Origin of the sequence: Prevotella illustrans (assembly GCF_017426725.1) — a bacterium.
GTDB lineage: Bacteria > Bacteroidota > Bacteroidia > Bacteroidales > Bacteroidaceae > Prevotella > Prevotella illustrans.
Genome location: NZ_JAERMS010000012.1, coordinates 38,081 through 52,382 on the forward strand (window position 1 = coordinate 38,081; position 14,302 = coordinate 52,382).

At 52.4% G+C, this 14,302-nt stretch carries 12 protein-coding genes; 3 read left to right on the plus strand and 9 right to left on the minus strand.

Annotated elements, in window-relative coordinates; all coding sequences use genetic code 11:
• Positions 1-88 precede the first annotated feature (88 nt).
• The 3 genes from glpC to glpA are packed head-to-tail and all read right to left on the minus strand — an operon-like array spanning position 89 to position 4,217.
• Complete coding sequence (glpC, locus tag JHU38_RS05635; protein ID WP_107581670.1) at positions 89-1,336, minus strand: anaerobic glycerol-3-phosphate dehydrogenase subunit GlpC; 1,248 nt, start codon at positions 1,334-1,336, stop codon at positions 89-91.
• A 5-nt stretch (positions 1,337-1,341) separates the two neighbouring features.
• Positions 1,342-2,583, minus strand: coding sequence for an anaerobic glycerol-3-phosphate dehydrogenase subunit GlpB (glpB, locus tag JHU38_RS05640; protein ID WP_107581669.1), 1,242 nt, complete (start codon positions 2,581-2,583; stop codon positions 1,342-1,344).
• Entirely contained in the window at positions 2,580-4,217 is a 1,638-nt protein-coding gene (glpA, locus tag JHU38_RS05645) for an anaerobic glycerol-3-phosphate dehydrogenase subunit A (RefSeq protein ID WP_107581668.1), read from the minus strand. The genes glpB and glpA overlap by 4 nt, the downstream gene beginning before the upstream one ends.
• Positions 4,218-4,923: 706 nt before the next feature.
• Between glpA and JHU38_RS05650 the strand changes: the two genes are divergently transcribed.
• The 3 genes from JHU38_RS05650 to JHU38_RS05660 all read left to right on the plus strand — a co-directional run bounded on the left by JHU38_RS05650 (position 4,924) and on the right by JHU38_RS05660 (position 7,656).
• Positions 4,924-5,703, plus strand: coding sequence for a DeoR/GlpR family DNA-binding transcription regulator (locus tag JHU38_RS05650; RefSeq protein ID WP_107581667.1), 780 nt, complete (start codon positions 4,924-4,926; stop codon positions 5,701-5,703).
• A gap of 67 nt (positions 5,704-5,770) precedes the next feature.
• On the plus strand, positions 5,771-6,976 hold the full coding sequence (locus JHU38_RS05655) for a 1-acyl-sn-glycerol-3-phosphate acyltransferase (protein WP_107581666.1): 1,206 nt from the start codon (positions 5,771-5,773) through the stop codon (positions 6,974-6,976).
• 2 nt (positions 6,977-6,978) lie between these two features.
• Positions 6,979-7,656, plus strand: a complete 678-nt coding sequence (locus tag JHU38_RS05660; protein WP_107581665.1) for a NigD1/NigD2 family lipoprotein — start codon at positions 6,979-6,981, stop codon at positions 7,654-7,656.
• Here the strand turns inward: JHU38_RS05660 and JHU38_RS05665 are convergent.
• From JHU38_RS05665 to argC, 6 genes are all read right to left on the minus strand, one after another.
• Complete coding sequence (locus JHU38_RS05665; protein ID WP_107581664.1) at positions 7,651-8,679, minus strand: threonine aldolase family protein; 1,029 nt, start codon at positions 8,677-8,679, stop codon at positions 7,651-7,653. The genes JHU38_RS05660 and JHU38_RS05665 overlap by 6 nt on opposite strands.
• A gap of 119 nt (positions 8,680-8,798) precedes the next feature.
• Positions 8,799-9,761, minus strand: a complete 963-nt coding sequence (locus JHU38_RS05670) for a Rossmann-fold NAD(P)-binding domain-containing protein (RefSeq protein ID WP_107581663.1) — start codon at positions 9,759-9,761, stop codon at positions 8,799-8,801.
• Between the two features lie 70 nt (positions 9,762-9,831).
• Positions 9,832-11,508, minus strand: a complete 1,677-nt coding sequence (locus JHU38_RS05675) for an AMP-binding protein (protein ID WP_107581662.1) — start codon at positions 11,506-11,508, stop codon at positions 9,832-9,834.
• 13 nt (positions 11,509-11,521) lie between these two features.
• Positions 11,522-12,076 carry a helix-turn-helix domain-containing protein gene (locus JHU38_RS05680; RefSeq protein ID WP_107581661.1) on the minus strand — a complete coding sequence of 185 codons (555 nt, stop codon included), beginning with the start codon at positions 12,074-12,076 and terminating at the stop codon, positions 11,522-11,524.
• A gap of 86 nt (positions 12,077-12,162) precedes the next feature.
• The gene (locus JHU38_RS05685) at positions 12,163-13,302 is read right to left on the minus strand and encodes an aspartate aminotransferase family protein (RefSeq protein WP_107581660.1); all 1,140 of its coding nucleotides are present in this window, start codon (positions 13,300-13,302) and stop codon (positions 12,163-12,165) included.
• A gap of 12 nt (positions 13,303-13,314) precedes the next feature.
• Positions 13,315-14,298: an N-acetyl-gamma-glutamyl-phosphate reductase gene (gene argC, locus JHU38_RS05690; protein ID WP_107581659.1), complete on the minus strand. Its 984-nt coding sequence runs from the start codon at positions 14,296-14,298 to the stop codon at positions 13,315-13,317.
• Between the last annotated feature and the right edge of the window lie 4 nt (positions 14,299-14,302).

Consider the following 14,302-nt stretch of genomic DNA (forward strand, 5'->3'; position numbering starts at 1 on the left):
TCAGTTATATGCAAAGATAGTAATTATTTAGGTTGTTGCTCAGGGCTGAATCTTAAATCGCGTGAATAACATACGATTTATGGCATCCTCAAGCATTCAGGCGGCGGGTCTTCTCCACGTCGAGGGCTTCGGCAATGATACTGATGGGATTCTTCACGTCATAGCCGGTCGACATCTCTATTTGCCATTTACAGGTTTCGCAGTCGGTCGACACGCAGTCGGGGTCGACCTCTTCGATCTGCTTGAACACGCCCGCCCCGATTTTCTGCGACCGCTCGTAGTTCTCTTTCTTGAAGCCATAGGTACCGGCTATGCCGCAACACTGGCTCTCAAGCATGACGAGTTCCAGTCCGGGAATCATCTTCATCAATCCCGTGGAATAGGGAATCCACCCCAGACGTTCCATGTGGCAGGCGCTGTGATAGGCTGTCTTCATCCTGAAATCGTCGCGGAAGGCCAGTCTCAGCTTGCCGTCCTCTATCATGCGGTAGAGCCAGCGGGTGGCGAGCGTCAGGCTGTCACGCACGTCGTCGTTGTCTATCCCGAGCAGATGCTTATACTCGTCGCGCATGGTGAAGGTACAGGTGGAACTCGTTGTCAGAATAGGCTCACCCCTGACCACGGCCTTGCGCATCGACGCCATGTTCGTCTCACCCTGCCGGCGGGCCTGCTTGGAGAGGCCGTTGGCTATCAAGGCCACGCCGCAGCACTTCTCTTTCTCCAGCAGCCGCACGCCATAGCCGCAGGCATTCATAATCTTGACCAAGTCTTTGGCCAGTTGCGGATAGTTGTAGTTGGCATAACAGCCGTGGAAATAGGTGATGAAGCGATCGAACCGGCGCTGCTCGGTCTCGTGCCGGCGATACCATTGCTCGAAAGTCTGGAACGAATAGGCCGGAAACGTGCGGTGCCGGTCAATGCCCATCACGCCGTGGAGCGCCGCTTTCACAGGCGCCAGCTTCAGGGCGAAGTTGGTGAGCGGCGCGAAGTTGTGCGCCAGCGTACCCACAATGTCGGTATTGGCCAGCATGCGGTCGCGCAGACCGGGCGTGTGGGTGCTGTATCGGATGCGGGCCGCCTGAATGATGTCGCCCACTTTCACGTCCTGCGGGCACGCCACCTCGCAACGTTTGCAGTTGAGGCACATCTTGAGCGACTCGTTGAAGAACTCCATGCCCTTCAGCCGGTAGCGTTCGTTGTCGGGTCCCGACTGCTTGGGACCCGGATAGTCGGGCTCCACGGCCGAAACGGGGCAGTAGACGGTGCAAATGGAGCATTTGAGGCATTGCTCAAAGTTGAACGCGCTTTTGCTTTTCTTCTGTATTTCTTCTGCCATCGTCTTTACTTTTTTAGAATATTGTGGGCTGCCTGCAGAGCCGTGAGCATATCAACGCCCGATCCGTCGGCCAGTTTCAGGGCGTTGTGGCCGCTGAGCACGGAGCCCGACGCGTATAAGTTATCGACGCGTACGCCGTTGCGGCTGACGAGCAGGCGCTCGTCGGTACGCACGCCGAACCGCATATAGGGCTGATCGTCATATACGTATTCGGCCGTCCAGGCGCCACGATCGTCCGCCGCGTCTACATCGAGACCGAAAACGGGCTCGAACACGCCCCGGTAATTGCTCATCAGTCCCCTACTCTGGAACGAGCCCGTGGCCAGCACGAAGTGGTCGGCATAGAAGCGTTCGTCGGGCATGTTCTCGGTCGTGACATAACGCAGGCGCCCCGCCTCGAAACAGCCTCCCGTCACGGCGTCGGAAGCGCAATACATGCCACCCAGTTGCTGATAGGCTTGCCGCAGACACGTCTGAAGGCGCACGCCCGGCATCGACGGCGGCATGGTAACGACGAAGCGAATCGGCCGGTCGACGAGTTGCCGCAGACTGCTTTCGGCCCGCGCGTCGGCAACGCCCAGCACAGCCGGCAACAGGATCACTTCGCCATCGGCCTCAAGACCGTCGATGGCTTCGACCATCCGGCGCAGCGCCGTTTCGTCGGCCAGCACCTTACCCACATTCGTGGCCCGCATTTCCGACGGACTGCGGCGAGCCTGTTCCAGCTCGGGCGTGGTGAAACTTTTTACCTCTACGTCGGTACCCTTGCGTCGGATGTTATCAACCAGAAACTCGGTGGGGATGTCGAGGAAGCCCCGAATATTGGCAAAAGTCACCGTCCGCCAGGGCAAACTGTCCTCTTCGGCACTCCGAACAAGTCCGTTGAGTGTCAGCCACGCGGGCTTGCTGACACCCATCGGACTGAGCCTGAAATGATTTCTGTCTGTCGTTCCGTCCATCAGCAGTCCCGCGTCGGCCAACAGCCGTGCGGCTTCTTCGGCCCGTGCGGCCACGTCGTCTACTTTATGATACGGATGTGAAGCGCTCAATGCCCGTATGGCGTCGAGCGGGTGGAGCACGGTCTGTCCCTGTTCGTCGTAACCCAACAGGTCGACAGACCCCGAATGAAAGTGCAACGTGCTCTGTCCGGCCGTAATGAGGGCCGTCCGCTGCCCGGCCTTGGCCAGCGTCAGCGCGCAGGTGAGGCCCGTGAGGCCACCGCCTATTATAATAGAGTCGAATTTCATAAAGCTATCTCCTTTCCATCTCCACAAAGTCGGTTGAGGCCGCACAGGCCTTCGTAAATCGTAGCGGTGAGCTGTGCCTCGCCCAAGGCGTCGCCCCAAGCGACGGGACGCGCTCCTTTCCAACGCTCGGCCATGAAAGCGGCCAGGTCGCGCTCGGCCGCGGCCGGTTCGACACGGGCCGTCCGGCAGAGCACGTTGGCCCCACGACAGGCGCAAAGCTCACCCTGACAGGTACCCATGCCCATGCGGGTGCGCCGACGCAGGTTGATGAGATTGTGCACATGGAGCTTATCGACAGCGAATTGCACCTCGCCCACTGTCACATCCTCACATTCGCACACCAAAGCACGCGTCTCTATACTGTCGGCGTTTATCGTGCGAGCCATGGTGCCGTGGCGTCCTTCCTGCGCGTGGGTGCTGTATTCGGCAGCCCGATGGCTGGTATGGCCTTTGTCTACAGGCTTTTCGGAGCCCGGAAGTGGCGTGACGGCCGTCAGACAGGGCTTATCGACGCCCAACTTACGGCAAGCCAGGTCGGTAGCCACCTCGGCCATCATGCGATAGGTCATCATCTTGCCGCCTGTGATGGTGATAAGACCCGCCAGACCGTCACGCGTCTCGTGGTCGAGGAGGACGATACCACGGCTGATGCTGCGGCCCGACGGGTCGTTGTCGGCTGCCACGAGAGGACGTACGCCCGCGTAGGCACGCAGGACGCGGGTGCCGGCCAAGTCAGGCGCCAGCTTTTCGCCCTCTCGAATCAGTATATCTACTTCTTCGGGTGTCACTTTCAAATGGTCGATGGTGTCGAAGGGTACGCGGTCGCTCGTCGTTCCGATGACGCAAACGGTGTCGTCGGGCACGAGGATATCGGCGTTGGCCGGCTTGCGGCAGCGGTTGATGACCATGCCGTTGACCCGATGGCCGAAGATGAGCAGCGTGCCTTTGGCGGGAAACATGTTGACCTGAACGCCGGCCATCTTGGCGACAAGGTGTCCCCAAATGCCGGCAGCATTGATGACAACGCGTGAACGCGTCTCAAAAACGTCGCCCGTATGGTTGTCGCGCAGCCTGACACCTCGCACACAACCGTTCTCCACGACGAACCCCACGGCTTCATGATAGGTCAGCATATCGGCTCCGTGGCGACGGGCGTCGATGACATTGGCCGTTGTCAGACGGAAAGGATCGATCGAGGCGTCAGGCACACGGACGGCGCCGATGAGGGCCGGATTGACGGCCGGCTCCATGCGGCGGGCCTCCTCGGGCGAGATAATGTCGGCCCTGATACCCGCCTTTCGGCACGAGGCTACGAAAGTGGCCTGATAGGCGAGGTCGTCTTCGGGCAGCGTGATGAAGAGTCCGTCGGTCTCGTCGACGCAGTGGCGGGCTATCCTACGCAGAATCATGTTCTCCTTGATACACTCCGAGGCCGATTCGCCGTCGGTCACGGCGTAGCGGGCGCCACTGTGCAACAAACCATGGTTGCGCCCCGTAGCTCCGTTGGTGAGATCGTACTTCTCTACCAGCAGCACTTTCAAACCACGCATGGCGCAGTCGCGGGCCGTTCCGGCACCCGTGATACCACCTCCGATAATGATGACATCGTATTCTTTCTGACGATCTCTGTGCATTTTGCTAAAGTTTGTTTTTCGTATTGCAAATGGTTTACAAAACAAAATAGAAACGCTCGTTTTGATTACGCAACGAAATTATTTATTTTCTTTCATAAGCAAAGATAGTTTTTATTTGATAATAATAATACTTCGATCCGTATGTTTTAACATAATTTTAACACTTTTGTTTCGTTACGACTTTCTTTTGACTTACGTATCATTTGAAAAACGGGTATGATTTTAGGGCAAATTGGTCTATGATATGTAAAATATTTATCACAAAATAACGACCTTCTGAAAGTTTGCATCTAGCATGTAATGCCCCCCTTTCGCGGCTTCTGACCGGGTGAAAAAACGTGTTTGAAAATCAAAAGCACCGCTTTTGGTACGCAATCGTGGCCTTTTGAGCTTGTCAAAGCAGTGCTTTCAGCTTATGAAAAGGCCGCAATGAGCGGGCTATAATGCGTGTTTTAGCATGGGAAAATGGAGACTCTGAAGGGAGAAAAAAAAGATAAAATACTGATAACCAGCGATTTACAAAACGCTTCAAAAACGCGTTATTTCCGACAGGAATTTTCTTTTTTGAAAATAAGCCAGCCATTTAAAACAAAATGTAAAGATTACTGACGGTTTAGTGTTAATATATATTTAAAGATGAGAACGTAGAGGATAAGGTTATGAAATAAATCGTATATTTGTCTTATTAATCATAACCTATCAAGCGATGATGAAAGAAGATAGACACAATGCCATTTTGGAACAGTTGTTTAAGTCCGACTCAGTGATGGTTTCGGAGTTGGCTGAGTTGCTGGAAGTGTCGTCTGTGACGATCAGAAAAGATCTAACCGACCTTGAGAAAGCGGGTAAATTATACCGCAGCCACGGAAAAGCAATCGCGATCAATCCTTTTACAAGCAACCGTTCGGTTAATGAGAAAGAAAAGCTCTTCCCCGAAGAGAAGTATGGTATAGGTACGGAAGCAGCCAAATTTATTGAGTCTAACGACTCGATCATCATTGCTTCGGGTACTACCATCCACGCTTTTGCCCACTGCGTAAAGCCTGTTCACAAACTGACGGTCGTATCGGCGTCGCTTCAGGCTTCGATCGTACTTTCGCAGGATGATAACATCGATATCATCCAGTTAGGCGGCATGCTGCGCCACAGCAGCGAGTCGGTGGTGGGAGACTATAGTGAGGTGCTGCTCGACGGCTGCGCTTTCAGCAAGCTGTTCATGGGTGTTGACGGTATCGACTTTGACTTCGGTATCACCACCACCGATATGCGGGAAGCCCATCTGAACCAGAAAATGATGCAGGCGGCCCAGAAGACGATCGTATTGGCTGACTCGTCGAAGTTTGGGCGCAGGGGATTCGCCAAGATCAGCGATATGGAAGAGGTGGACATGATTATCACCGACAGCCATATCAAACCCTCTGACGTGCGCCGGATAGAAGAACTCGGCATTGAACTGATCATCGCCCCCGGAAAAGGGATTAGTTGACGGATGGCGAAAAACGCCTTCGGGTGCTTCCGCTCCTTAATAAAAATAGATAATTAATTTTGAAATTATGAAGATACCTTCAGAGTTTGATCCCATAAGGCCGTTCGAACCGGAAGAATTGCCTGAAGTGTTTGACCGATTATTGGCCGACCAACAGTTCCGGCAGGTACTGGCTTATCTTTATCCGGACGCGCCCATAGAAGCCGTAGGGCAGAAGATGAAGCAGTGCAAAACGAATCTTGGCTTTCAGAAAGCCTTCTGCTATCCCTTCCTGCAGAAACTGGTGCAGACTGCCAGCGCGGGAATCGACGCGGACGCTTATAATCTGGACATCAAAAAGCGCTATACCTTTGTGAGCAACCACCGCGATATCGTGCTCGACTCAGCCTTTCTCGACAAAATACTGATTGACGTGGGCTTTGAGACGACCTGCGAAATCGCCATCGGCGATAATCTGCTGACTTTGCCGTGGGTGAAAGACTTGGTGAGAATCAATAAGTCGTTCACCGTGGAAAGGGCGCTCCACTCCGTCGAAATGCTGAAAGCCAGCAAGCGTATGTCGGAATATATCCACTTTGCCGTGGCCCGGAAAAACGAAAACGTATGGATAGCGCAACGCCAGGGGCGTGCCAAGAACTCCAACGACCTGACCCAACCGGCTATCTTGAAGATGATGGCGATGGGTGGCGAAGGCAGTATCACCGAGCGGTTGCAGTCGCTCCATATCGTGCCGCTGGCCATTTCGTACGAGTATGACCCCTGCGACTATCTCAAGGCACGCGAATATCAGCTGCGCCGTGACGTGCCGTTCTGGAAGAAGACAGCCGAAGACGACATGGAGAGTATGTTGGTGGGTATCAAGGGCTACAAGGGGCACATTCATTATGAGGCCGCGCCCTGCATCGACGAGTGGCTGGAGACGATCGATCTGGAGCAACCCAAGAACAAGCTGTTCGACGAAATCGCTTCGCACATCGATACAGAGATTCATCGCAGTTACCGTATCTATCCGTGCAACTACATCGCCTTAGACATGATTCAGGACACGAAGGTCTATGCCGAGCGCTATACGGAGGAGGAATATGAACGCTTCGAGGCTTACGTGGCCGGTCAGCTGGAGAAGATTGACATCGATAACAAGGACGATCGCTTCCTTCGTACCTGCCTGCTGAGCCAGTATGCCTATCCGACCAAGAACTATCTGGCTGCCAAAGCTGCCACGGAGGGTGGCATGTTCAAGTCGTTGCGCAACCGCTTTTCGTTTAAGAAATAAGTATGTGGGATAAGAAGCGTTGGAGCGTCGTGGCCATCGGATGGGTGGCCATCAGCCTGCTGACAGGTTGCAAGCATGAAACTTATGAGAGTGGCGACGGGAAATATTCCTACCTGCAGGCTCATTATGTGGAGGCCACGACCAACAGCGGCAAGCTGTTTGTCCATGCCCTGACCGATGAAGGCGTGCGACTGACGTTCACGAAGCCCGTGCAGACGGGTTGGGCCACGACCCCCGACTCCACCTATCGGGCCTTGCTCTATCACAATCAGGTGCAGGGCGACGGCTCGACGGACCCTTTCTCGCTCCGTCCCGTGCCCGTAGTGCGGTTGCACGATACCGCGAGTCTGCCCGAAGTATATACCGATCCCGTGGTGTTTAAGAGCGCCTGGGTATCGGCCAATCAGAAATATCTCAATGTTTCCTTCGCCCTGAAGACGGGAAAAACGGACGACGAGGACAAACGGCAACAGGTCATGCTGCTGCTTGACCGCATGATAAAAAACGCCGATGGCACAAGCGACGTTTATATTCGCGTGTTCCATCGGCAAAATTCCGTTCCCGAGTATTATCAGTCGGCCCAAGTGTTGAGCCTTCCATTGGAAGGATTCAAGGGGCGGCTGTATCTGACGGTCAACACTTACAAAGGTACGGTTGTAAAAGAGTTGACGGTTTTATAGGTTCTTTTCCAAATAATCCAATTCCTCTGCCTTCGTTGCCCAGCTCGTAACGAAGCGGCAAATCATATTCTGTTTGTCGAACGGTCCCCAGTGGGTGAAGACGATGTCTTTCTTGCACAGCTGTTTCACGGTCTCATTGCTGAGAATGACAAACTGCTGATTGGTAGGCGAATCGATGAAGAAGCGGAAGCCCTTGGCCTGGAATATCCTTTTCATGCGCATAGCCATCTCGATGGCGTGGCGGGAAATGTCGAAGTAGAGGTTATCGGTAAAGAGCGCGTCGAACTGTACGCCCAGCAGTCGGCCTTTGGCCATGAGCGCCCCGTGCTGTTTCTGGATATTGAAGAAGTGCTCGTGGGCGTTGTTGTGGGTGAAGACGATGGCTTCGCCACAGAGCGCGCCTATCTTTGTGCCGCCGATATAGAATACGTCACAATGACTGGCTAAGTAGGGAAGAGTGATATCGTTGCCATCGGCCATGAGACCGTAACCCAACCGTGCGCCGTCTACATAAAGAGGCAGGTTGTAACGCCGGCAAACCTGGAAGATTTCATCAAGCTCCCGGGCGGAATAAAGCGTACCGTATTCGGTAGGAAAGGTGATGTAGACCATGCCGGGGTAGACCGAGTGGGAGGCGTTGCCGTCGTGCAGGAAATTGTAGAGATAGTCGTCAAGCGTCTGCGCGTCCATCTTTCCGTCTTTCTCTTTGATGGAAATGACTTTGTGTTCGGTAAACTCGATGGCGCCGGCCTCATGCGTATTGATGTGTCCGGTCTCTACACTGACAACGCCTTCGTAAGTGTGAAGGATGGAATCGATGACGGTAGCGTTGGTCTGAGTACCGCCCGCAAGGAAGAAGATTTCGGCGTCCGGGTCATCACAAGCAGCTTTGATTTTCTCTTTGGCACTGTCGCAATAAACGTCGAAACCGTACGACAGTGTTTGTTCTCCATTGGTTTCGACAAGGTGTTGCAGCACTTTGGGGTGTGCTCCGTTGTTGTAATCGCTTTCGAAAGATATCATTGGTTGTTTGATTATTTGGCTACAAAACTACATTTTTTTCGCATAATATTCGCAAATGCTTATGAAAAAATGCGTGATGAAGCGCGTTGGGCGGCAAAAACAGGGAAGAATGAAGTCCTTTAAAGTGTTTCGAGCATACGTTTGATGACGACTTCGGCACTGATTTCACGATTGGCGGCCTCCGGAATAACAAGGCTTCGGGGGCTTTCAATGACATCGTCGGTAACGATGAGGCCACGGCGAACGGGCAAACAGTGCATGAAATATCCGTTGTCGGTCCAATTCATGTGCTTGGAATCAATGGTCCAGGCCGCATCTTCGGTCAGTATTTTGCCGTAATCGGCCGGATGGGTGACACCGGGACAGCTCCAGTTCTTGGCGTAGACGAAATGAGCGCCGGCGAAAGCCTTGCGCTGATCGTACTCTATAACGGCGTTGCCGGTGAACGTTGGGTCGAGCTCGTAGCCTTCCGGATGAGTGATGACGAAATCAACGTCAGCCGCTCCCATCCATTGCGCAAAGCTATTGGGTACAGCCTGGGGCAAGGCCCGACAATGAGGAGCCCACGAGAGCACGACTTTAGGACGACGGCAAGGCTTGTACTCATCGATGGTGATAAGGTCGGCAAAGGCTTGGAGCGGATGAACGGTGGCCGTCTCCATGGCGAAAACGGGTCGGCCACTGTGTTTCACGAACTGATTGACAATCGTTTCGGCATAGTCGAACTCCCGATTGACGAGGCCCGCGAAGCTCCGAATGCCGATCAGGTCGCAATAACTGCCCATCACGGGGATGGCTTCAAGCAGATGTTCGCTCTTGTCGCCGTTCATAATGACGCCGCGTTCGGTCTCTAACTTCCACGCTCCGGCATTCACGTCAAGCACCATGACATTCATTCCGAGGTTCATCGCGGCTTTCTGTGTGCTGAGTCGAGTACGAAGACTGTTGTTGAAGAATATCATCAACAGCGTCTTGTTCTTGCCAAGGTGCTGAAAACCATAACGGTTATTCTTTACTTCCCGCGCTTCCCGCAAAGCCTGCGCAAGGTTGCCTAAGTCTTCTACATTGAAAAAAGTCCTCATATATTTTGTTGGTTGTTTATCAGTTAGCGTTGATAAACTGTTCGTATCGTTCTATATGGTTTGCGAAAACCTATTTCTGATTGTCCTTTTCGCGTATTTCGACACGGCGAATCTTACCGGATATCGTCTTAGGAAGTTCATCCGCAAACTCAATAATACGAGGATATTTGTACGGAGCGGTCTCGTGCTTTACATGTTCTTGCAGCTCTTTGACCAAAGCATCGCCCTTTTTGTCCTTCCATTCCTTGGTAAGTACCACGGTAGCTTTGACAACCATGCCCCTTATAGGGTCGGGAACACCCGTAATCGCGCATTCCACAACGGCCGGATGGGTCATCAGCGCGCTCTCGACCTCGAATGGTCCGATGCGATAGCCCGAACTCTTGATGACATCATCCATACGTCCGACAAACCAATAGTAGCCATCAGCATCGCGCCAAGCCATGTCTCCGGTGTGATAAAGGCCGTCGTGCCACACTTCCTTGGTCTTTTCCTCGTCGCGATAGTAATACTTGAAAAGCCCTAGTGGCTTCTTGTCGCCCACGCGGACGCAGATTTCGCCCTTCTCTCCATCCTCGCATTCGGTGCCATCGGGCCGCAATAGTCGGATATCGTACTGCGCGTTGGGCTTTCCCATGCTGCCGGGCTTCGGCTTCATCCATGGAAATGTACCTAAAGTCATGGTTGTTTCAGTCTGACCGAAGCCTTCCATCATCTTAATACCCGTGAGTTGGCGGAACTGTTCGAATACGGCGGGCTCCAATGCCTCACCGGCGGTGGTGCAATACTTCAGCGATGAGAGGTCATACTTGGCAAAATCCTCCTGAATCATGAAGCGAAAGATGGTGGGAGGCGCACAAAAAGACGTGACGCGATACTTTTCAATCTGCCGCATAATCTTTTCTGCCGTGAATTTCTCATGATCGAAGACGAAGACTGTGGCTCCGGCAAACCATTGTCCGTATAGTTTGCCCCACACAGCCTTGCCCCATCCTGTGTCGGCCACCGTGAGATGAATGCTGTTTTCATTGAGATTGTGCCAAAAGACGCCTGTAGTAAGATGGCCCAAGGCATAAAGGAAGTCGTGAGCGACCATCTTCGGTTCGCCGCTGGTGCCGCTGGTGAAGTACATCAGCAGGGTGTCTTCGTTACTGTTGACGAACGAAGGCCGTTGGAACTGACCTGCTTGCTTCCATTCTTTATTCCAATCGTGGAAGCCTTCGGGCACGGGCTTTTCCATCTCTGACAGCGAATTGACGGCCACCAACACTTTCACGGTCGGACTTTCAGCCATCGCGGCTTTGATCTGTCCCGTTACGTATTCGTCATTGACGCACAGAATGGCTTTCACACTGGCTCTTTCGTTTCTATATACGATGTCGTGCTTGGTGAGCATGTGGGTTGCCGGAATGGCAACAGCACCCAGTTTATGCAATGCGAGCATGGACAGCCACCACTGATAGTGGCGTTTCAAAATGAGCATCACTTTGTCGCCGTGGCCGATACCTAAGTCTTGGTAATAGGCCGCTGTTTGATCGGTTTGCTCTTTTAGGTCTTTGAACGTGAAACGGAGTTCTTCGCCACGCTCACTGGTCCACAAAAGCGCTAATTTATCGGGTGTTTCTTCGGCCCAAGCGTCAATAACGTCGTAGGCGAAGTTGAAATTTTCAGGAATAATAAACTTCAGATGTTGCTTGTAATCTTCCTCCGAAGTAAAGCGAGTCTGCTTTAAAAATCTTTCTATCATTGTCTGTTCTGAATTAGATGGCTATACATAAGAATCTTACAGGCTTGCCATCCAAGGCCCGCATGCAGTGGGGTTGACGCGCGTCAAAGTAAATGCTGTCGCCAACTTCTAATATTAATACCTTTTCTCCGATGGTTAATTCGAGTCGTCCCTCAGTTACGATGTCAAACTCTTGCCCATCGTGAGCGTTCTTACTGAACTTAACGTCATCCGGCAGCGGGTCTACTTGCACCAGAAAGGGGTCAACCTTGCGACCTCTAAAGCCGCTGGCCAGGCTTTGGTACTTATAATCCTTGCGGCGTTCGACGGTCGGTCCCTGATTCTTGCGGGTCAGGAAATACGCGTCCATGCGTGGTTCTTCGCCGAACATCAGTACATCAAGGCTGATGCCGTAGCGCTTGGAAATCTTAGAAAGACGATAAACAGACGGGTCTGCTTCGCCAGCCTCTATTTTTAAATAATGTTCAAGGCTGATGTCGCACAGTTCGGCCACTTCCTCCGCGGGGATTTCAAGAACCTCCCGAAGTCCTTTCAGGCGCAGGCCTATTTGCTTTAATGAATCTTCCATAATAATATTGTGATGAATTTAGATAAGTTCAAAAGTAGTAAATCTTTTTCGATTCACAAATAAGAGCCTGTCTTTTTACAGCATTATCAGTCATTTAACACCGTTTCCAATCGCTGAATGAAATCGTCCGCATTATCTCTCGTCAGACAAAGTGGTGGCAGAATGCGCAGCATATTGCTTCCGGCACACCCCGTGAAGCAGTGTTGTTCACGAACGAGTTTGCTTCTTACTTCCTTATGAGGTATATCCAACAAGACGCCGAGCATGAGTCCACGTCCAAGAACTTCTACGATATGTGTGTTGCGTTGTCGCAATTGCTGTAGTTCATCGATGAGATAGTCGCCCACAAGATGCGCGTTTTCAACGAGTCCCTCCTTTTCAAAAACGTCAAGCACGGCCAATGCCGCCGCACAAGCCAGATGATTGCCACCGAATGTTGTACCTAATTGACCGTAGGAGGGTAGAAAATCGGGGGAAATAAGTACGCCACCCATCGGAAAACCATTTCCAATTCCCTTGGCTACGCTGATTAAGTCGGGCCGGATACCTAACCATTGATGCGCAAAGAATCTGCCTGTCCGCCCATAACCGCATTGTATTTCGTCGCAGATGAGTATCGTTCCATGTTTCTTACAGGCCTCTTGCAGCCCTTGGGCAAACGCGGGTGTAACCATGTTGAGGCCACCAACGCCCTGAATACATTCCAAAACGCAGGCACACACATCGCCCTTGCCCAGTTCGTTTTCCCAGGCTTCGAGGTCGTTGAGTGGCAGAAAAGTCACGTGTCGGTTGGCATTGATGGGAGCGATGATGTTGGGATTGTCGGTCACTTCTACGGCCAGTGACGTGCGACCGTGAAATGCTTTCCAAGCCGAAAGCACCCGTGTGCGTCCCGTTTGAAACGAAGCCAGCTTCAAACAGTTCTCATTGGCCTCGGCACCGCTGTTGACTAAGAACAGCTGATAGTCGTTATAGCCACTGAGACGACCCAGTCTTTCAGCCAGTTCTACTTGTAATTGGTTGACAACTGAGTTACTATAGAAGCCTAATTGGCCTAACTGTTCCGTTACCTTTTCTACGTAATGAGGATGGCAATGACCGATACTGATCACGGCATGACCTCCGTAAAGGTCGAGGTATTCCTGTCCTTGATCGTCCCATACGTTGACTCCTTGCCCTTTTACGATGTTGATATCGAATAGCGGGTACACGTTAAATAAGTTCATCGTTCAGTGGTTTTAGAAAGCGCTTGCTTTCAGTTTTAGGCCCATGGTCTCATCCCGTCCGAACATGATATTCATGTTTTGAACGGCTTGCCCTACCGCTCCTTTCAGCAGATTGTCGATTACGCAGGTGATGACCGCCTTGTTGCCGAATTTGTCTACATGCACAAGCGCTTTGTTCGTATTCACCACTTGCTTCAAGTCGGGTGCCTTATATATATAATAGGTGAAAGGTGCTTCGCGATAAAAGTCTTCGTAGAGGGCGACGAGTTGCTCGGCGGAGGGATTCATTGGCGAACCTTCCTCGCCCTCAAACGTCACAACCTCGGTGCAGAAAATGCCGCGCGTGAAGTCGCCGCGATAAGGAATGAAGTCGATAGAGGCGTCGAGTGAACCTTGCAATTCGGCCAAACTCTGTCGGATTTCGGCCACATGCTGATGGCTGAAAACCTTGTAAACGCTGATGTTATCGTTGCGCCAAGAGAAGTGGGTGGTGTTTCCGGGCTTCTGTCCGGCCCCTGTGCTGCCTGTTATCGCGTTGACACTGACGTCATGTTTAATCAGTCCGGCTTTGGCCAAAGGCAGCAATCCCAATTGAATACAGGTGGCAAAGCATCCCGGATTGGCCACAAAACGGGCCTTGGCGATGTCCGCTTTATGAATCTCGGGCAGTCCGTAGACCGCTTCGGGAGCCAGTCTGAAGTCCTGAGCTAAGTCGATGACGCGCACGTTAGCGGGAATCTTATGTTCTGCCAGGAAAGCCTTGCTCTTGCCATGCCCGAAGCAGAAGAACACGACATCGGCCTGTTCAAAGGGCATGTCGGACGTAAACAGCAGGTCGGTTTCGCCATACAGACTTTCATGCACGTCGCTCACCCGATTGCCCGCATTGCTCTCACTGTTGGCAAAGACGATTTCCGCCTCGGGATGGTTCAGCAACAGCCTGATCAATTCGCCGCCCGTATAGCCTGCAGCACCTAAAATTCCTACTTTTATCATATCT